At 51.9% G+C, this 17,658-nt stretch carries 22 protein-coding genes and 1 pseudogene; 15 read left to right on the top strand and 8 right to left on the bottom strand.

Features of this window, described 5'->3' with window-relative positions:
• Position 1: 1 nt before the first annotated feature.
• Complete coding sequence (locus NKF25_RS11690) at positions 2 to 1,237, bottom strand: Zn-dependent hydrolase (RefSeq protein ID WP_253226843.1); 1,236 nt, start codon at positions 1,235 to 1,237, stop codon at positions 2 to 4.
• A gap of 165 nt (positions 1,238 to 1,402) precedes the next feature.
• Between NKF25_RS11690 and NKF25_RS11685 the strand changes: the two genes are divergently transcribed.
• Positions 1,403 to 2,794, top strand: a complete 1,392-nt coding sequence (locus NKF25_RS11685; protein ID WP_253226842.1) for a cytosine permease — start codon at positions 1,403 to 1,405, stop codon at positions 2,792 to 2,794.
• 294 nt (positions 2,795 to 3,088) lie between these two features.
• On the opposite strand, the gene NKF25_RS11680 is transcribed toward NKF25_RS11685, so the two are convergent.
• Both NKF25_RS11680 and NKF25_RS11675 read right to left on the bottom strand, forming a co-directional pair.
• Positions 3,089 to 3,238, bottom strand: coding sequence for a hypothetical protein (locus NKF25_RS11680; RefSeq protein ID WP_253226841.1), 150 nt, complete (start codon positions 3,236 to 3,238; stop codon positions 3,089 to 3,091).
• Between the two features lie 229 nt (positions 3,239 to 3,467).
• Positions 3,468 to 4,649 carry a 3'-5' exonuclease gene (locus tag NKF25_RS11675; RefSeq protein ID WP_253226840.1) on the bottom strand — a complete coding sequence of 394 codons (1,182 nt, stop codon included), beginning with the start codon at positions 4,647 to 4,649 and terminating at the stop codon, positions 3,468 to 3,470.
• Here NKF25_RS11675 and NKF25_RS11670 point away from each other — a divergent pair.
• The 4 genes from NKF25_RS11670 (at position 4,648) to NKF25_RS11655 (ending at position 6,697) form a co-directional block, all read left to right on the top strand.
• Positions 4,648 to 5,634 carry an alpha/beta fold hydrolase gene (locus NKF25_RS11670; protein ID WP_342766323.1) on the top strand — a complete coding sequence of 329 codons (987 nt, stop codon included), beginning with the start codon at positions 4,648 to 4,650 and terminating at the stop codon, positions 5,632 to 5,634. The two genes, NKF25_RS11675 and NKF25_RS11670, sit on opposite strands and share 2 nt — an antisense overlap.
• Before the next feature lie 122 nt (positions 5,635 to 5,756).
• A complete protein-coding gene (locus NKF25_RS11665) occupies positions 5,757 to 5,936 on the top strand; it encodes a hypothetical protein (protein WP_253226839.1) in 180 nt (59 codons plus the stop codon).
• 179 nt (positions 5,937 to 6,115) lie between these two features.
• Positions 6,116 to 6,403, top strand: coding sequence for a hypothetical protein (locus tag NKF25_RS11660; RefSeq protein ID WP_253226838.1), 288 nt, complete (start codon positions 6,116 to 6,118; stop codon positions 6,401 to 6,403).
• Between the two features lie 123 nt (positions 6,404 to 6,526).
• Positions 6,527 to 6,697, top strand: coding sequence for a rubrerythrin-like domain-containing protein (locus tag NKF25_RS11655; RefSeq protein WP_253226837.1), 171 nt, complete (start codon positions 6,527 to 6,529; stop codon positions 6,695 to 6,697).
• 58 nt (positions 6,698 to 6,755) lie between these two features.
• Here NKF25_RS11655 and NKF25_RS11650 read toward each other — a convergent pair whose 3' ends face one another.
• Positions 6,756 to 6,983, bottom strand: a complete 228-nt coding sequence (locus NKF25_RS11650) for a hypothetical protein (RefSeq protein ID WP_253226836.1) — start codon at positions 6,981 to 6,983, stop codon at positions 6,756 to 6,758.
• Between the two features lie 331 nt (positions 6,984 to 7,314).
• Here NKF25_RS11650 and NKF25_RS11645 point away from each other — a divergent pair, with 331 nt between their 5' ends.
• From NKF25_RS11645 to NKF25_RS11620, 6 genes and pseudogenes are all read left to right on the top strand, one after another.
• A complete protein-coding gene (locus NKF25_RS11645; protein WP_253226835.1) occupies positions 7,315 to 7,563 on the top strand; it encodes a hypothetical protein in 249 nt (82 codons plus the stop codon).
• Positions 7,560 to 7,790: a hypothetical protein gene (locus NKF25_RS11640; protein WP_253226834.1), complete on the top strand. Its 231-nt coding sequence runs from the start codon at positions 7,560 to 7,562 to the stop codon at positions 7,788 to 7,790. The genes NKF25_RS11645 and NKF25_RS11640 overlap by 4 nt, the downstream gene beginning before the upstream one ends.
• Positions 7,791 to 7,883: 93 nt before the next feature.
• A complete protein-coding gene (locus NKF25_RS11635) occupies positions 7,884 to 8,438 on the top strand; it encodes a dihydrofolate reductase family protein (RefSeq protein ID WP_253226833.1) in 555 nt (184 codons plus the stop codon).
• A gap of 196 nt (positions 8,439 to 8,634) precedes the next feature.
• The gene (locus NKF25_RS11630) at positions 8,635 to 9,069 is read left to right on the top strand and encodes a nucleotidyltransferase domain-containing protein (RefSeq protein WP_253226832.1); all 435 of its coding nucleotides are present in this window, start codon (positions 8,635 to 8,637) and stop codon (positions 9,067 to 9,069) included.
• Positions 9,070 to 9,501 (top strand): annotated as a pseudogene (locus NKF25_RS11625) (DUF86 domain-containing protein). It begins immediately after the preceding gene.
• Positions 9,502 to 10,191: 690 nt separating this feature from the next.
• Positions 10,192 to 10,821 (top strand): hypothetical protein, encoded by a 630-nt coding sequence (locus NKF25_RS11620; protein ID WP_253226831.1) that lies wholly within the window; start codon positions 10,192 to 10,194, stop codon positions 10,819 to 10,821.
• Positions 10,822 to 10,910: 89 nt separating this feature from the next.
• Here NKF25_RS11620 and NKF25_RS11615 read toward each other — a convergent pair whose 3' ends face one another.
• Together NKF25_RS11615 and NKF25_RS11610 are read right to left on the bottom strand one after the other, a co-directional pair.
• Positions 10,911 to 11,198 (bottom strand): hypothetical protein, encoded by a 288-nt coding sequence (locus NKF25_RS11615; protein ID WP_253226830.1) that lies wholly within the window; start codon positions 11,196 to 11,198, stop codon positions 10,911 to 10,913.
• Positions 11,199 to 11,788: 590 nt separating this feature from the next.
• Entirely contained in the window at positions 11,789 to 12,379 is a 591-nt protein-coding gene (locus NKF25_RS11610) for an AsnC family transcriptional regulator (protein WP_253226829.1), read from the bottom strand.
• A gap of 180 nt (positions 12,380 to 12,559) precedes the next feature.
• On the opposite strand from NKF25_RS11610, the gene NKF25_RS11605 reads away from it, so the two are divergent.
• Both NKF25_RS11605 and NKF25_RS11600 read left to right on the top strand, forming a co-directional pair.
• On the top strand, positions 12,560 to 12,904 hold the full coding sequence (locus NKF25_RS11605) for a four-helix bundle copper-binding protein (RefSeq protein WP_253227072.1): 345 nt from the start codon (positions 12,560 to 12,562) through the stop codon (positions 12,902 to 12,904).
• 283 nt (positions 12,905 to 13,187) lie between these two features.
• On the top strand, positions 13,188 to 13,460 hold the full coding sequence (locus NKF25_RS11600) for a hypothetical protein (RefSeq protein ID WP_253226828.1): 273 nt from the start codon (positions 13,188 to 13,190) through the stop codon (positions 13,458 to 13,460).
• 94 nt (positions 13,461 to 13,554) lie between these two features.
• Here NKF25_RS11600 and NKF25_RS11595 read toward each other — a convergent pair whose 3' ends face one another.
• A complete protein-coding gene (locus NKF25_RS11595; protein ID WP_253226827.1) occupies positions 13,555 to 14,814 on the bottom strand; it encodes a permease in 1,260 nt (419 codons plus the stop codon).
• 146 nt (positions 14,815 to 14,960) lie between these two features.
• On the opposite strand from NKF25_RS11595, the gene NKF25_RS11590 reads away from it, so the two are divergent.
• Positions 14,961 to 15,320, top strand: coding sequence for an SHOCT domain-containing protein (locus NKF25_RS11590; RefSeq protein ID WP_253226826.1), 360 nt, complete (start codon positions 14,961 to 14,963; stop codon positions 15,318 to 15,320).
• Between the two features lie 363 nt (positions 15,321 to 15,683).
• Here NKF25_RS11590 and NKF25_RS11585 read toward each other — a convergent pair whose 3' ends face one another.
• A complete protein-coding gene (locus tag NKF25_RS11585; protein ID WP_253226825.1) occupies positions 15,684 to 16,043 on the bottom strand; it encodes a helix-turn-helix domain-containing protein in 360 nt (119 codons plus the stop codon).
• A gap of 282 nt (positions 16,044 to 16,325) precedes the next feature.
• On the opposite strand from NKF25_RS11585, the gene NKF25_RS11580 reads away from it, so the two are divergent.
• Positions 16,326 to 17,648 carry a permease gene (locus tag NKF25_RS11580; RefSeq protein WP_256490520.1) on the top strand — a complete coding sequence of 441 codons (1,323 nt, stop codon included), beginning with the start codon at positions 16,326 to 16,328 and terminating at the stop codon, positions 17,646 to 17,648.
• Positions 17,649 to 17,658 lie beyond the last annotated feature (10 nt).

Here is a 17,658-nt window from a genome sequence, read left to right as displayed (position 1 = left end):
GTCAGTCCTCCATTGCGAGTTCGAGTGCGGCGTTCGCAAACGTGTTTGCCGCCATATAGCAGTCGTCCCAGCTCGTGTACTCTTCCTCGGAGTGGCTTTTTCCATTCTCACTGACGGCAAACACCATCGACGTATCCATGATATCGGCAACGTGTGTGGCGTCGTGACCTGCTCCACTGAAGATCCGCATCGCGTCGTATCCGAGGTTTTCCGTGGCCCGTTCGACCGCTGTGATGTTTCTCTCGGCGAAGTCAACGGATGGGGCACGCATGCGTTCTTCCCATTCCCAGTCGAGCCCTTCTCGTTCCGCTGCCATCTCCGCCTCGGCAAGAACGCGGTCGAAGGCGTCTTCGACGACCTCATCGCTTGGGTCACGAAAGCCCCACGTGAACGTGACTTCACCAGGGATAATGTTGATCGAATTCGGTTGAACATCCATAAAACCGGTCGAACCGACGGTTCGCTCCCCAAGCGAGTTCGCTATTCGCCGAATTTGTGTGATCACGTCCGCCGCCCCGATGAGTGCATCACTGCGGTAATGCATGGGCGTGGGTCCTGTGTGATCGGCTTCACCATAATAGGTGATTGCACCCCAGGTGAAACCGACGATGCCCGTAACGATTCCAACGTCCATGTCGTTCTCCTCTAGATACGGTCCCTGCTCGATGTGGAGTTCGAAGTAGCCGTCGTAGTCTTCCGTCGGAGTTACCGGTACATCCCCTTTGTATCCGATTCGCTCCAATTCGTCCTCGAATCGGTTCCCATCTTCGTCTGTTTTGTCGTATTCTTCCTCGAGGTCGTGGTTACTGGCCCATACGCCACTTCCTTGCATCGCAGGCTGATACCGTGACCCTTCCTCGTTCGTCCAGTTGACGATCTCGACTGGATGTTCGGTCTCTATTTCCTCGTCATTGAGAGTACGAACGAACTCGAGGGCAGCAATGACGCCAAGTGCACCATCGTATATCCCACCGTATGGTTGTGAATCGAGGTGTGAGCCGAGCAGGATCGTCCCCTTTTCAGGGTTCCGTCCCTCCCGTCGGCCAAACATGTTTCCGAACTCGTCGATGCGAATGTCGAGACCCTCGTCGTCCATCTGCTCGTAAAACCAGTCACGAATTTCTCGGTCGTCGTCGGAAAGTGCCAAACGATGCAGTCCGCCGTTTTCAGTCGCACCGATTTCGGCTTGTTTTTTCATCGTATTCACAAACCGTTTCCGGTCTATCTCGATGGGCATATCAACGATGGCGGCGCAAACACTATTAAGTCTTTTCCCGGTAAATGAGCCTATTATACTAATATTGGTTCTGTATTCTTTACAACGTCCTATTCTGCCCCGAAGTTTTAAATAAGTGTATGCATTGACATGGTGTATGGTATCCCAAGATCAGGTGGTTAATCCATGAGTGAAAATTCAAAAGACAACGCGAACGATACGACGGAACTCGAGGGATTGAGTCCGATTCCACGAGACGAGCGGACAATGGGTCTCTCCCACTACATTCCGGTCTGGTGGTCATCGCTAATTATCGTCCAAGCATTTGCTGTCGCGTTTTTCGCCGTCTATCCTCACGGGAATTTGAATCTCGTTCAAGCGGGTATCGCGATCGCGATCGGAACGATCATTGCAACGATATTTTTCATTCTGAACGGATTCCCTGGTTACGAAGAAGGAATCCCGTTTGCCGTTCAGACACGGTCTGCTTTTGGCACTCGGGGGTCAATCATTCCGAACTATCTGAGAATTATTCCTGCCATCGGATGGCTTGGTATCGGAAACTGGATCGGGGCTCTTGCGATTCAAACGATCACGACGACGTTGTGGGGGTTTGGAAACGTCTGGGTGTACTTCGTTCTGTTCGTTCTTCTGAACGTTGGCCTCGCACTCAATGGGATCACATCCATCAAGTGGTTCGATTCGATCGCCGCCGGGATTCTAGGACTGTTGCTGGCATATACGGTGTATCTCGTTCTCACGACGCAGCATATTCCCAGTGACGTTATCAACTACTCCGGATCGTGGGGTAGTCAGTTCTACGCAACGATTTCGGCGGCCGTCGGATTCATTATTACGGGTGCACTCAACGCCTCGGACCTCAGCCGCCATCTCAAGGAAAAGGGAGGTGCTCGTAACCAGGTATTGGGCCATGCCTTCGGTATCGCACCACCGATGATGTTCATGCTATTGGTGGGGCTGGTCTTTGGTGTCTCGACCGGAAATGCGAACCCGATCGAGGCGATAATGATCGTCGCACCCAATCCGCTCGTCGGTAGTGCGATGTTGCTGTTCGTATTGGGCGCACAGATTTCGACGAATCTCACCCTCAACATCCTCCCACCAACTCACGTTTTCCAGGATTCGCTCGGTATTTCGTGGCGCCAAGGAGTAATTCTCACGAGTGCGCTGTCGATCGTTTCCTTCCCTTGGTATCTCTTTTCGAGCAATATATTCTACACGTTCATCAACGCATATTCCGTCTTCCTCGGTCCGGCTCTTGGAATTCTGATCGCAGACTACTGGATCATCAGGAAACGCGATACCGATATCACGTCACTCTACACAGTAGATAAAAGCTCGAAGTTTTGGTTCATTCGCGGGTTCTCGATGTCCGCACTCGTCAGCCTCTTGTTGGGGGCAGCCGTGAGTATCCCCTTCCTCGATATCTCGTGGATGGTGGGACTGCCGATCGGATTTGTCTGTTACTGTGCTCTAAAGCGATTTGAATTCGATCAACTCCTCACCGATCTCGTCGCGGACACTAACCGGAGTTCCACAAAGAGCAGCAACGATTGACCGCGGAGAGCTGCTTCTAAGATCGTTGTAGAGAAGTACTCATAGCAGGACACTAAGATACAAATTTCTGAGGCGGAGTCAGTGAAGTGGAGTTACTGATTCGATAGTTTGTTGGGACTCCTAGCTGGTAGTGATGCTGCTATCATTCGGTTTGCATCGTTCTCTTAGATGTTTTAGACCTCATAGGGGTCTTAGAACAGGCTATACATCGATGGGTCATCGGAGTCTTCCAAGACTAGAACTCGAGTTTGTTCTACACCATCCACCCGAGTAAACAATGGATGATTATCTTGTTCAGTCTAAATTCGAAATCGCTTCGTCAATATCGAAGTCTTGAGTGGTTTCGGATCCTTCTTCTGTACGATCAACCTTCTCTTGATCCTCATCGATCTCTACTTCCGGTCCCTCTTCCTCGGTGAACTCCGTGTTAACTCCCCACGGCATGTTATTTTTCCCCGACCGGAATGTACTCGAGTTCTGGATCCATTGTGTGCTTTGAAGACTTTGATTCTATTGAATCCACCGGTGGTGTAGTGATTACGTTGAGAGATACGCCCACTCTATTCAGCAGGCCGTTTGTATCCATTACCGTTTAGATTCGATAGATCGGATATGAGAAATTAGTTGAGTGGTTCTACGATCTCGTGGATGTTTTCGAGTAAATCGAAGGGATTCAATCGAGAGAAGGTGCTGTCTGGATAGTTCGTTGTCTTACAATCTCCCGGAGCTCGTTCTCCGAGAGCGGGTTGATATCGACTTGTCGACCATCGGTTGTGTAGAAAATACTCGCACCCACGTCTCGCTCTGGGAAGCACTCTGCGAGCACGTGATAGTAGACACTGAGTTGCTTCCGATATTCGGATTCAGCAACCCGACTCAGATCCGTTTTGAAGTCGATGATCTTCACTATCTCGGGACAAACGTGGACGAGGTCGATGATTCCAGCGATAGAGACTCGATCACCATCGACAGTCAGTGGCAGATACGCGTCCTCTTCAACACGCAGTTCACCATCTAACGAGTCGATGAAGCGCTTGATGTGACGCTCATCGTCGTTCGCTGGTTCCACAGTGTTCCCCAATACATACTGCTCTGCGAATTCGTGTGTCCGTGTTCCGAACTCTGGTCCCCTCCCTTCTTCCACTTCCTCGAACACGTCGTCATTCATCAGCGAGTGCGGAGAATGGCGAACCGGTCCCGCAGACACCGGGATTGAAATCTCGAAGTGGGATTGCGTCGTCTCACCATCGTGGAATTCCTGGACGTCCGGATGATACTCTTCTGTATCCACCGGCAGCTCTTCTAGAAACGCGTTCGGGTTCTCACCGGCTGAAAAGACTAAATGGCTCTTCGCACGAGTCATTGCGACATAGAGCAACCGACGTTCTTCATCGTAGTCACGCGGCAAACATTTGCGGAGAACGTCAGTCCGCCAGTTGTCGTGGATGTGTGGATAGCCGTAGTCGTCGGCATATTGCTTTCGTTGGCGTAATCCGATCGGATCGTCGAACGTGACCGCATTGCTATTCCCACCAGCAGGTGGGAACCGACGGGAGTTCATATTCGCGAGGATGACAATGGGATGTTCGAGTCCTTTTGCCGCATGAATCGTCTGGACAGTCACCGAATTCACGCCAGCACTCGCATACACATCGTGTCTGCTGCCCTCATCGATACCAGTCTCGATGAACCGAATCAGGTCCCCACGAGTTTGGATAGTCGAATTGTGCACGGACTGGATCGTCGTCAAAAGGACGTCGGCATATGAGCCATCGTACCCATATTGGGAAAAGACACACTCGAGAACCCCACCGATCGTCTCCAGGGCCTCCAGCTCCGCTCTGAACGCCTGCATGTTCGAGGGGTACGCTTCGTGGTCCAGAATAACTCGTGCTCTGCATCCGTTGCGCTACGAACGGTTGCCTCAACGGCGGACTTTTCAGCTGAGTCACGGTATACGGCCCATGGATGTCTCGTGGTCGGCAGTCGTCAAACTCGCTCGGTCGAACGCTGAACGGGTCGCAGTGTGGAGTCTCGTTCTACTCATCGTCGCTGGGGTCGGACTCGGGTGGTACGTGACAAATCCACTTTCCGGAAGTGACGCGTCACTCGCGACTGTACGTGCCAATGAGAACGTGTCTCTCAGCGACCATGACGGCACGTATGCACTCGAACCAACCGATGTCGAACCGAAAGCTGGATTCGTATTTTATCCTGGTGCCCATGTCTCTCCAGACGCGTATCTCGCTTCGCTCGCACCGCTCGTTTCGCAAGCCGACATCGCGGTATACGTTCCACGAATGCCATTAGGTTTCGCAGTGTTCGACCCCGGCGCAGCCAATAACGTTGTCGCAGGCCACCCGAATATCGACCGCTGGTTCGTTGGTGGCCACTCGCTCGGCGGGGTGATGGCGTGTCGCTACGCAAGCAAGCATCGCAGTCGGGTCGAGGGACTCGTCCTCTTCGCCTCTTACTGTGAGGCTGACGTCACGCCGAACGTACCCACGTTGAGCGTCACCGGGAGCGCTGACACGGTGCTCAACCGGAAGAAGTACGCTGCTCGCCGCAGAAATCTCCCGGCAAATGTAACGGTGGTCGAAATTCAGGGGATGAATCATTCAGAGTTCGGCTCCTACACTGGCCAGCGTGGCGACCAACCGGCACCAATTGGATATCGAACAGCCCACGATCGATTGGCAGACGTCATCGTCCCATGGACCGAAAATCGACTTACTCAACCACCGTCGCCACATATTCGGGAATCATATCTTACGGCCAAGAATCGACTTCTCATTCATGAAATCCGAGCTGGGTACGTTGCTCGGGGTCGTGCCGGATAGTTCACGAGTTCATCAACGACAGCAATCTACACAACGGCAGGATGATCACGAAGTGTAGCACGTGCCGTCGAAAATCCCCCGTCACCATGGACCGACACGTCGATTGCGGCATATCGCGTTGTTTGGAATATTCCAACTGTTTGTGCCCGGTCAACGTCCTTGACGAGCGTCAACAACTAGGCCCGTCGGAGGAGACGATAGACGGCCAAACTACACTCTCGCTGTACGAGTACGAGAACCCAGATGCGCTCGAAGACATCATCGAAGCAAGTGCGTCGAAAAAGAGTGACGTTGAGGTGTGATTCACGGTTGAGGACTATCTGGTCACCGTTCGCAGTAACAATACCATCCTCATCTATGAAGCGGTCGCCCCCCGACGATAGCGGGAAAATATCGATCCGAACCCCTATGACAGGATTTGTGAGTGAAACACAGACAGGTAAGAACAGTTATCTTGCCGTGCTCCATGCGAGCAGATACGATGATTGATGGTGTCGCAGAAGAAGTTGATATGCTTGACCGGCATCTGGAGGTTCTTCAGATGGTTGTTAGCAACGAACCGATCGGGATAGTGAAAATGGCGAATGAATCGGGCTATGACCATCACGAGATACGCTATACGCTTCGAATACTCGAAGAAGAGGACCTGATCGAACCCACGCAACAGGGTGCAATCACAACTGATGAGACGGAATCATTCATTGAGAACTTTGATGGACAGATCGACGACATCAGAACAAGACTCACCGCCATGAAGAGTAGTGAGTAACAGAGCAGTCTTGGGTCGGTAATCCATCTTGCCCTGATTGGGATCGGTTTTTCCCGCTGAGCAGTAATATAGCCAATAATTATTATAGATAGGTTCTCGAAGTCTCGATTGTGGGGAAGGAGAATGTCCATCGTCGACACGTTCATCAAGCGGTACCGCTCGAAGAAAGAAGAAGAAGCAGCAGCAGCACTCTATGAATGCGTTGTGTGTGGGGAAACAGCCTCTGCAGCGACATCGCATATCGTCTGTCCCGAGTGTGGGGGAAAACTCGAACGCATCGAACTTCTGCATTGAGCGTAGCTCTCACTCTCGAATTCCAAAGATTTCCTGCTGACACGTGCAGTAGCATTGACTAGTAATCCGTGAGCCGGAGCTTTTCCTCAACTTCATAGAGATGGCCCTTCATGTAGAGTCGTTCGATGATATCTTCGGCAGCAGGCCGCTCGAGATCTTCTTTCTCAGCCAGAACAGCATAGGCTTGCTCGTAAGTAAGTTCACCACCAGGTGGGATAGTGCTCGCGAGCGCATCAAGCGCTTCTTGAGCAAGTGAGGTGAGTGGCGATTTCCCATTTAGACCCATTCGTACTCCCAAATTAGAGGACACGATAGGTAAACTCTCGGACAGAGTCCACTCGTAGCACTATCTAGCTCATTGTGACAAGGGGAAAAAGCAGACAACATGGGTTGGGATGAGCACGAGAACCCACGTCGCCTGTTGGGGTACGTTGACTGCACTTGACGCTTGGTACGCAACGGATAAAGACATCAGCCAACCAGCGCGGAAGTGAAACTGAAGACACGGGAGGATTCGCGGCACCAACAACGTCGAGCCGAGAGCGCATTGCCAAGGCGAACGACGTGATGATCGCACGGTTAGGCTATCGAGAAGTTGCGACCCACTACGGCTACTCGTGAGTACGGCAGTTGCACCGGCATTGATCGGCTCAAATCCACGAGGAGTTCCTGAGTCGGAGGTTTTCGAGCAAGCCCTTGAACTCGGAATCGCAGACCTCTGGGAGAACGTCGTCCTCGGGAAATACATCGACGGTGAGCTATCTCGTGAGGAGGCGATCGAATTAGTTGGACTCGAAAACGTCCAGCGAGCCGATCACGAAGCAGCAGTCGTTGAAGAGGATGTCGACTGTGGTCTCGACGCGTGACGATCGTTGCGGTCGCGGATACTGGCCCACTTATTCACCTCGCAGAAATCGATGCACTCGATTTACTGACGGCAATCGACGAGCTACTAATTCCAGAAACAGTGTTTACAGAACTCGAAGAAGGAGGAGTTCCATCGGAGTTCTCAGACCTTGAGTGGGAACGAATCAAGGTTGCACAACCAGTCGAGAGCGGGATGTTTCGCACGAGAGAACAAGTCATGTCGTAGACCAGCAAATATCCCACCTGCGGGACGGGAAGCCTCGCCGTTTACGGCGAGGAGGATGTCACATTGAATAGGTGCGACGATCAAGAGGATACCATGGCCAACCTCATCTACTTCATCAACGCATCACTGGATGGGTACATCGCCGACGAGAACGGCAACTTCGACTGGTCAGAACCATCCGAGGACGCGCATGCCTTCTTCAACGACCACCAACGATCGGTCGGCACCTCCCTCATCGGCCGTCGTATGTATGAGACGATGCGGGTGTGGGACACCTTTGACCTCGACGACCTACCCGAGGTACAACGCGAGTTCGCCGAGGCGTGGCGGGATACCGACAAGGTCGTCTACTCAACCACCCTGGACACCGTGCCGGAACCGCGGACCCGTCTGGAGCAAACGTTCGACCCCGAAGTGGTACAGGCCATGAAAGACCAAGCCGACTGCGACCTGTCCATCGGTGGCCCCAGTCTCGCTGCCGAGGCCATCCGCGCAGGTCTGGTGGACCGGTATGTACTGCGCTTGGTCCCGACGATCGTCGGTGGGGGAACCCGAGCCCTCCCCGACGCAACGCGGGTCGACCTCGCTCTCAACACGACACGTCGTTTCGACGACGGTTCCGTCCTCGTCGACTACAGCCTCCGATGACCAAACCGACCCCCTAACCAGGCAGCGGAATAGATCGACCGAGAAATCACCGTCAGGAGAGCGCAATTTGGCTCTGATAACTGTGTTCGCGTCTTCTGCTTGGGAGAAAGCCACCTTCCCATGTTCTGTATCGTTTGCACTCGACGGAGATCGAACCAACGTAAGTATATTAGTCATCGCTCGCAAACACTAACCCATGAAGCGGACGAGCGACACAGACATCGACGGCATTGATGTCACTCGGTTCCAGTCATATCTTTCGCAGACTGAAGTCACGTTCGCTCTCCTATTTGGATCCCATGCACGTGGGACGGCCACACCGACATCCGATGTCGATATTGCGCTCCACTTTCCAGACCAGCTTGACGCCCGTGAGCGGTTTCAACGACGGAATCGTATCGATGCTGACCTCCAAGCATATGCCGCGGGCTTTGTGGACGTAAGCGACATCGAACAGCTCCCATTGAACGTCGTTCATTCAGCCGTTCGTGATGGAATACTCCTCGTCGGCGATGAAACAGCTGTAGACGATTATCGAACGCAAATCGAACAAGAGTATGATGCAACCGCCGATGAGCGAAAGCGGGAACGTCAGGAATTCATCAACCGTCTTGCGAGCGGTGACGTATAGATGGTTGATGAGGAGATTTTCGTCGATAAGCTCCAATACATCAACCAATACACCGACGATTTGCGGCAGATGCGTGGACAGTCACGAGACCGATATCTGAACGACATGATCAGACAGCGGGCAGCCGAGCGAACGCTGATGAATCTCATCCAAGCGTGTGTCGATCTTGCCTAGCACATCCGTGCCACAGAGGATCTCTCATCAAGTGAGACGGCAAAACAAGAGATACAGGCGCTTGGTGAGGCAGGGATCATCACGAGTGAGACACAGGTGAAGATGGAAGAAGCCGTCGGGTTTCGGAATATTCTCGCTCATCGCTATGGAGACGTTGATCAGGAGATCGTATTTGACGTCCTTCAAGACGATCTCCTATGGTTTGAGCGGTTTCAACAGGAGTTAGCACAGTGGTTCCAGCAACATAATAGCATATAACCAACCGAAAGTTGCTCGACTGGCCTATCGAGAGATAGCGACGCATTACGGGTGTGCGTACACAAACGACGGCTATCGGGTGATGGAAGAGATGGCCGAACGTGTTCCCGGCGTGAACTACAAGGAATCTCGAACGCTGTGTGTGGACGATGCAATGGGAGTAAGTGGCTATCATATCGAGATCACGTTTGCGCATAGTTGAAAGATATTTCCTAACACGGTTCCAGACAGTTTGGAAAACCAATCACAGCCAGCAAGACCACAGCTAGTTGATCAGAGTATCGCCGTAGGCGGTATTGTTCACAGGGGCTCGGACGACTAAACTAGTAGTAGCGTCGCGGTACGTATAGACTGTCTTTGAAGCGTATGCAGAAGCTGAAACTGCTACTTTCGATGTAAATGCAGTTCGGGCACATTTCGTCGCTTCGATTCAGTGGATTACCAACATCACGAACTACCGGAAACAGTGAACGCAGGACGTCAGCCCTCCAAGGCGGTCCGGCGCTCGGAACAGAATACTGAACTCGTCAACTTCCGTGAGAAGCGCGTCGAGAGAGCATCTCAAGGACAATACTTCACCGAGTAGCATTCCCCCATCCTCTAAGATAGGTGAGGATATCATCAAGAGGTGTTTTCACTGGATGAAAACGCTCGTAGTGAACTATGCCCCCAGACTGGTAATCGCCACCTGTGAACCAGAACTGGAGACGTATTGGACAAGCACTGTTCATGCTGAGTGTAGTAGTACTGGTTGCTTCATCCGGCGTTTCGATGGCAGCCAATGGTGACCATACCAAGACATCGACGACAACGCATCATGAGGAAAGTGGTCATCATGAAGAACAGGGCCACGAAGATTCGGGACACGGTCATAGCCACGAGGACGAATCACCGACTGAGTGGCTCATGATGATTGGTGGATTGTTCTTGCTTGGAACCGTCGCAACGGCACCACTCTATCAGTACACCAATACGCGTCGACAGAATTTCACGGTCTCGTCGATGCATCTTGGCGTCGCACTCTTAGCGCTCTTTACCGCAGCCGTGCATTTCTATCTCTTTCTCGATCACGGCGAACTGATTATGGCACTCGCTGGACTCGGATTTCTTGGTGGAATTGGCTTATTCTTCATCGGCGTCAATCGGCTGTATCTGTATAGTGTGGGAATTCTCTATACGGCTGTTCAAATTCTCCTCTGGGTCAACGATGGAATGCCCCACGTCGGGAGTTTCGGTCTCATCGATAAGGTCGTCCAAGTACTTCTCATCGCCGCCCTTGGTTACCTGCTTCTGCATCAGCGACAACACTCTCGACACTGATCAGGACGATACATTTGGTTTTGCTCAATGTCGTTCAGCCACCCCGGAAGTGATGTGAACTCGATTTACGAACTCCCACCGTATTCACTTCATTCCCCGTGGCCGTGATTACCGCCACCGCTATGATCTTTCTTCACTGTTACTTTTCCCACCATCGTCGTCGGGTGCACTGTACACAGATATTGATCGATATCGCGCGTAGCGACAAACGCCAGCATCTGAACCCCTCCTTTCTTTGCAAGTTGGGGTGTGACTTTGATAGCGTTTTTCGGAGGTGTACTTCTACTCTGGCCTTCTCCCATCATCGAGCCGTTTTCCCCACCCATCATGTGCCCATCGTCTCCATCTATCCTCTTTCCGTGCTGACCTCCTGCCATGTGGTCATCATGCCCACCCATCGTTGTCCCATGCTGACCACCCATCATCGACCCACCATTCTGCATCGTGCGGACAGTCGGTAATATCACCGGGAGATTCTTTCCGTTCGAATCGCGCAGCGCGAACGTGTGTGGTTGTCCATCCAAATTCTGCCATACCAGTCCGTACGTCCGACCCGGTTCGACTCGGAGCGTCGGATTCTTCTGTCCAGCAATAGATTGAGGACCACGTCCTTGCCATCCAGAAACTCGGCCACCGAGACGGAAACAGCACGTTCCGTGATGGTCCTCGCCTGAAGATGTTTCTTGAGCGGTCACAGTCGATGACAATCCAATCGCGGCACCACCCACGACACCGAGAAACTGTCTGCGTGTCTGATTCGTAACTCGTGATTTGTCGGACATGGAATTTCCCCCAGAGTGGCATCGCCAGAGATGACAATAAATCAAACTAATTTGAGGGGGAAAGGGTTCTATTGTATATGAATTGTAGAGTGGTTACAATGCAGGCCTCCTCTTCGGCTTATCCAGTAGATGACAATCTCTCGATGGGTCGATGGGAATCACAGGAGCGATGCCGAATAGTGTCCTCAAACGCCGCTCTTCAACTCACCATAGCGCTCACGGAAGAGTGATTCACAGGACGTACAGCACAGATAGTATTGCTGTTCATCGGTTTCCACCGTGATGCCGTCCCCTTGAATTGGCTTTCCACATTCGATACATTCGATCGCGAGATCAGACCGGTGAATCTGGGGCTTCCAGACTGAATTTTCGATCTTTCGAATCTCGTACGATTGGATGTCCTGGTCGTCCAGTGTCTCGTCGAAGAGGTGCTTAATCTCTTGATCGTTCATATAGGCGTGAACACTGATTTGTAGATCGATTGTCTGCAGAATGCACTCAACTGCATCGACAACCGATAACGATTCGACGATCCTCTCTTCGGCACCTGGCTTAGCTTCGATTTCGATCAGAATGTCATCTCCCGTCGCGAGCATTGACCGGTCGATGTTCACCGTAAAGCCGTCGATGACCCCCAGATCTTTAAGCTGGGTAATGCGGTTCGAAACGCTCGGGGCAGATAAGCCGACTTGGTCACCGATATCGGTATACGAGCGGCGTGCATCGTCCATTAACAACTGCAGAATCTCCGTATCTGTTTGATCAAGTTCGACCATGGTTCTCTGACGCTCCCCTCGGATGTCCATTAGGGACCGTAAAAGGATAGTGGCGATTGACACTGGATACGCTAAGTACCATTTATATCGTTTCTTTCCTTCTCCCCTCTTTCAGCGTTCTATTCTATTACCCCGTTAGCAACAACTGGGGAAAGGACAGGCGTTGAAATAATGGATGCAATGGCACTCTCAGAACTCGAATTGAGCGATACGGGAAAAAAGTGCATGAACGACTGCTTCGAGGCGGTGCAGACCTGCGAATGGTGTGCTGACGAGTGTCTGGACGAAGACATGGACATGTCGCGGTGTATTCGTTTGTGTCGAGATGTGGCTGATCTCGCTGCCGATCACGCCCGGTTCATGGCGCGTAACTCCAACTATAGCCCGCAACTTGCCGAGGCCACTGCTGGTGCAGCCGAAGAATGCGCTGAGGAGTGCTCTCGACACGACCACGACCATTGCCAGGTCTGTGCCGATGTCCTCGAAGAGTGCGCGGAGAGCTGCCGTGAGATGGCGTCCGCCTAAGTCGGAAGTGAGATGGCGTTTCGAAGTTCCGAATCAATTTTTGAGCGTGCGTTAGACAAGTAGACGGAACGAGCAGACCAAGCATTCCAACGATAGTTTTGGTGATGCCGAGTCCAACATTGTCCATGATTCATCCGCTCTCGAAGGTATGATCGTAATCAGGCGATCCCACTATCTCTGGAGAGTTATTCATCAGATGGTTGTGTACGCGAGTCTTTCCTGACGCAGAATCTGAGTGCTGAAGACCAAACAGCCTAACATCGTGGTTCCCATCGTTATTACTATGCCAAGTGAGACTGAGGATATCCGTGTCTGGCTCGTCGAACGTGGGTACAACAATCGTGACCTCATTATCCTCAAGTACGCAACTCGCGATGGCGACCGAATCTTCCGGCGAGAACTCGCTGCTCAAGCAATCGACATGGATTCGATCACTGCTGCGAAGGACGTCTCACCCACCGACCTCGAAGCCATCGATGATCCGGACCTCCAAGAACGATATGAAGCCGAAGTCGAGCGAATGACTGAGAAACACGATCCCGACGATACGATTTGATCGGAGACGTTCGTTATACGCGCTTTGAAAATCGGGCCATGGAGAGAGGAAAAAGCAGCCGATTTTATAGCGACACCACAGGACTATTTTCGAATTACGCAGTCGTCGGACGAGAACCACGGCGGGGTTCGATATACGTGACGTACACCTGTGCAAGGAAAAGCGGAGTAAACAGCACGTTCAAGACGAGCGTGTATGTCCCCGGCACAGCACCGCCCGTGGTAGCTTGTGGAACGAGATTGAGTCCGACGAACAGGTAGTGGATGAGTATTCCGCTGACGAAGGCGACAAAGAAGATGGAAACAAAGAGGGTGACGGCCATCCGGAGGCCGTAGTATTTCCGGTAGATATTGACGATTTGCGGGACAATCAGATCCGCGAAAATGAACGCGAGAACGCCGCCGAATGGAATTCCTGCACTCCAGAGGACGAGTGCGAATGGAACGTTAGCGACCGAACAAATGAACGTCACAATCCCTACGAGCACACCGATAAGACTACCCAGTGCCACCCACGCAAAGGTTCCTTGTGGAGCGAGCGAAAACAATTGCGTCCATGCCGATTGTGGAACATACGCGGCGATGAAACCGGCAATGATGAATCCGACGATGATATCGCTCCAGACCATCTTCCATTCGTGAATCGCCCGACGAAACGCATACTTCCAGCTAGGTTCCGGTTGCATCTCGCCATGGTCTGTGTGGTCGTGATCCTGAGTGTGCTCGTGTTCTCCACGGGAAGATTCAGGTTTAGAAGTGTCCGTAGACGAGCGAGTCGAGAGAAGTCGTTTCGGAACTCGCAACAACAAGGAGAGAATCGTATCCATCTGCATCCCACCACCCGTTTCGTCGGGATGGTTACGAGCACTTTCGAACCAAGAGTCCGGAACGAGATACTTCGTTATCACAGCAAAGAGAAGGATGAGAAAGACACCGCCCAGGAAGTCGGCGATAACGAACTGCCAGCCGAGAAGAATCCACATCACGAGGCCGATTTCGATAACCAAGTTCGTGGATGCGAACTGAAATGCAGCGAGTGATGCTTCGGGCGAGGCTCCCTTTTTGAAAATCGTTCTCGTGGTTGCGATCGCAGCGAACGAACAACTGGACGAGAGAAATCCGAAAAAGGCACCTAAACCAATCTCACGTGGACCACGGCCACCGAGGAGTTCGACCATCCGTTCCTGCGAGACGTAGGCTTGAATCGCGCCAGAAATGGTGAATCCGAGAACGAGTGCCCACCAAATATCCCATGCCCATTCGATGATAAACTGGCCGACCTCACGAAGTGACCCGGTCGCTAGCACGATACCACAAATCTGGCTGCTGATCACACCAGCTTCTCCGATAGCCATTCTCTTCCCCCTACTGTCACTACGGTTGACGTAGTTATACTGATTACTACGAAAACAGTTCTAGTTTCCCATTTTTAAATATAAGTCCGATCGGTCTGCTCACGATCGAGAGAATTTGTAAGTGGTTATGGAGCCAATCTGAACCTATGACCACAGCAGATCAGAGCGGTTCGGTGATTCGAATTGTCCTCATTGTCCTCGCGATCATTCTTCTCATTCCAGTGGTGATGATGTTGTTCGCATTCCCAATGATGGGTGGATGGATGATGGGCCCGGGGTATGGGGGACGAGTCACTCCGATATGGGGATGGGTCATGATGCTCATTCCACTGATTATCCTGATCGGAGGAGGTTACCTTCTCTATCGCGCCTTTACGAGAGATAACTTGAGAACTGACCCGGCACTCGAAGAACTCCGATTAGCATACGCTCGGGGTGATCTCTCCGAAGAAGAGTTCGATACCCGTCGTAACCGCCTACGACGGGAAAGCGACGATCGAAGATGAGTCAATCTGTATCCTATTCTTGAGAATTTTCCCGTACCTCCTGTCAAGAGACCCCAAAGAATGCAAGCTGTTTCTCGTTGAGAAGGGGCTTCTATGTGGGCTGATAGTAGAGCGAGTACAGAATGAAACCCATTCCGACGATGACGATTATCGACTGAATCATGCCTGAATAGAAGATAGACACGTTGGCGATATCAAATAATATTCCTTCGATTACGGACCCAATGCTAATCACCACGAACCCGATTGCGAGAAAGAACATCGGTTGGTTGTCGTATCGCTTGTATGCGCGATAACTTTGGGCCGCTATGAGAATACCAAGTAATATTACGATGATTTTCGCGACGATAAGACCGGCGTGCATTAGGAATCGTCCCTCCGAATGTCATCCCACAACCGATTGAAACGGGCAGGGGCATCGGTCGCCTGTTCTCCGATGTCGACATCAAACTCACCATTATTTAGCCGGACAGCAATCTGTTCAACTCTCGCTTCATATATCTTATAGTGATTCCCGTCGGGTGCGATTTTATTCTGTTCGGAAAGCAAGTCGTATTCGACTAATTTCTCGAGTCGTCGGTAAACAGTTGGTAGTGAAATACCACAAGTATCGCTCAATTCGTTCGCGGACATTGGTTGTTCACTCGTAGCAGATAGTATGGTTTGGACGTTGTCGTCACCTATGAGGGATAGGATTTTACGAGAGGAACTGTCCTCACACACAAATAGGGATGGTTGTGACTCGAATAAAGCAGTATGGGTTTTCTTTGCTTAGCATTTTTCCTTCGAATCGAAGTTTGTGAAATTGCCGTAATTAGGCTTCTGAGTGGATTATTTTGCCGAATAATCAGCATTGGTCCCCGTGGAAACGTGGTTCGAATCCACCCATGCTTTGGAAAACCAAGTGGGAGCCACCACATAGTTAGTGGATAAGTTCATTCAACCGTCTTTGCCACCGATGTATTAGACAGAACACGATTAGGTGGGACTCCCGTAGTCTTTTGTATGGAGAAAAAAGAATATGCGATCCTTGTCGCTATCGCTCTCGTGACCATCGGTATCGGAGTATTCACAACTTCGAAGCCGTTGGGAACGTTCTTCGTGGAGAGTACGAAACATGCGGCGACAACTACCATCGCCATGGCATGGATCACTTGGTGGGCGCTCGTGATCGGATTTGCCATTGCAGGAGGCGTTGAGGCGTGGACATCGGACGAAGAAGTCGCAGACCTACTCGAGGGCAATGGCCTACGTGAGATTGGCTACGGGTCGCTCTTTGGGTTCATCTCCTCGTCGTGTTCCTATAGCGCCATCGCTACGGCGAAGAACCTGTTCAAGAAGGGTGGTTCTGCGGCGGCCACCATTGGCGCGTTCATGTTCGCGTCGACGAACCTCGTCATCGAGATCGGCGCAGTCATTTGGATCCTCCTCGGGTGGCAGTTCCTCGCCGCAGACATCATCGGCGGGTTCATGCTCATCGGACTGATGGCCTTCGGATTCATCTATCTCGTCCCAGACGAGGTTCTTGAACAAGCCCGACAGAACGTCCTCGATGAGGGAAGTCCAACTGTACAAGATCCTGTCTGTGGAATGGACGTCAACCCAGAGGAGACCGACTATTCGACCGAACACGACGGACAGACCTACTATTTCTGCTCTCAGTCGTGTAAGGAGAGTTTCGACCCCGAAGAAGCCAATACGACTATCCGCGAGCAGGCAACGTCGCTCTCCGGATGGAAGGCACTTGCCGACAAACAGTGGAAAGAGTGGGGGATGCTCTGGGACGAAATCGCCATCGGATTCATCTTTGCCGGTCTCATCGCCGGATTCATCCCCGAGCAAGTTTGGACGTCGGTCTTTTCCGGTCCGATATTCGGCGTGCCGGTGTACATCTTCTGGACTGCGGTGGTTGGCGCCGTCATTGGCGTCGTCACGTTCGTCTGTTCGGTCGGGAACGTTCCGTTCGGTACCGTCCTCTGGACGAATGGTCTCCCATTCGGGAGCGTCCTGAGTTACATCTACGCAGACCTCATCGTCCCACCAATCATGGACGCGTATCGAGAGTACTATGGAACGAAGTTTGCGGCCATCCTCTCGGGAATGATTTTCGTCGCAGCAGTCTTCACTGGATTTGTCATCCACTTCCTGTTCCTCGGTGCCGGGCTTATTCCGGACCCCTCGAACGCCAAAATCGCCGAGATCAAAATCGAGATGAACTACAAAATGGTGCTGAACGTACTGGCGACTGGATTCTTCCTGTTCCTCTACTGGCTCCACCGGTCCGAATCCACGGAGGACCACGGAGAACACACCCAACCAGCGGACTAAGCCTATACTG

The organism is Haladaptatus sp. AB643, from assembly GCF_024136975.1.
Lineage (GTDB): Archaea > Halobacteriota > Halobacteria > Halobacteriales > Haladaptataceae > Haladaptatus.
Note: the sequence above shows the minus strand (reverse complement) of the source record. Positions and strands in the feature narration are given on the sequence as shown.

Excerpts from the sequence above, each read along its gene's own strand:
- NKF25_RS11690 (WP_253226843.1), bottom strand. The coding sequence starts at position 1,237 with ATGCCCATCGAGATAGACCGGAAACGGTTTGTGAATACGATGAAAAAA.
- NKF25_RS11685 (WP_253226842.1), top strand. The coding sequence starts at position 1,403 with ATGAGTGAAAATTCAAAAGACAACGCGAACGATACGACGGAACTCGAG.
- NKF25_RS11680 (WP_253226841.1), bottom strand. The coding sequence starts at position 3,238 with ATGCCGTGGGGAGTTAACACGGAGTTCACCGAGGAAGAGGGACCGGAA.
- NKF25_RS11670 (WP_342766323.1), top strand. The coding sequence starts at position 4,648 with ATGTTCGAGGGGTACGCTTCGTGGTCCAGAATAACTCGTGCTCTGCAT.
- NKF25_RS11675 (WP_253226840.1), bottom strand. The coding sequence starts at position 4,649 with ATGCAGGCGTTCAGAGCGGAGCTGGAGGCCCTGGAGACGATCGGTGGG.
- NKF25_RS11660 (WP_253226838.1), top strand. The coding sequence starts at position 6,116 with ATGATTGATGGTGTCGCAGAAGAAGTTGATATGCTTGACCGGCATCTG.
- NKF25_RS11655 (WP_253226837.1), top strand. The coding sequence starts at position 6,527 with ATGTCCATCGTCGACACGTTCATCAAGCGGTACCGCTCGAAGAAAGAA.
- NKF25_RS11650 (WP_253226836.1), bottom strand. The coding sequence starts at position 6,983 with ATGGGTCTAAATGGGAAATCGCCACTCACCTCACTTGCTCAAGAAGCG.
- NKF25_RS11635 (WP_253226833.1), top strand. The coding sequence starts at position 7,884 with ATGGCCAACCTCATCTACTTCATCAACGCATCACTGGATGGGTACATC.
- NKF25_RS11630 (WP_253226832.1), top strand. The coding sequence starts at position 8,635 with ATGAAGCGGACGAGCGACACAGACATCGACGGCATTGATGTCACTCGG.
- NKF25_RS11615 (WP_253226830.1), bottom strand. The coding sequence starts at position 11,198 with ATGGCAGGAGGTCAGCACGGAAAGAGGATAGATGGAGACGATGGGCAC.
- NKF25_RS11610 (WP_253226829.1), bottom strand. The coding sequence starts at position 12,379 with ATGGTCGAACTTGATCAAACAGATACGGAGATTCTGCAGTTGTTAATG.
- NKF25_RS11605 (WP_253227072.1), top strand. The coding sequence starts at position 12,560 with ATGGCACTCTCAGAACTCGAATTGAGCGATACGGGAAAAAAGTGCATG.
- NKF25_RS11600 (WP_253226828.1), top strand. The coding sequence starts at position 13,188 with ATGCCAAGTGAGACTGAGGATATCCGTGTCTGGCTCGTCGAACGTGGG.
- NKF25_RS11595 (WP_253226827.1), bottom strand. The coding sequence starts at position 14,814 with ATGGCTATCGGAGAAGCTGGTGTGATCAGCAGCCAGATTTGTGGTATC.
- NKF25_RS11590 (WP_253226826.1), top strand. The coding sequence starts at position 14,961 with ATGACCACAGCAGATCAGAGCGGTTCGGTGATTCGAATTGTCCTCATT.
- NKF25_RS11580 (WP_256490520.1), top strand. The coding sequence starts at position 16,326 with ATGGAGAAAAAAGAATATGCGATCCTTGTCGCTATCGCTCTCGTGACC.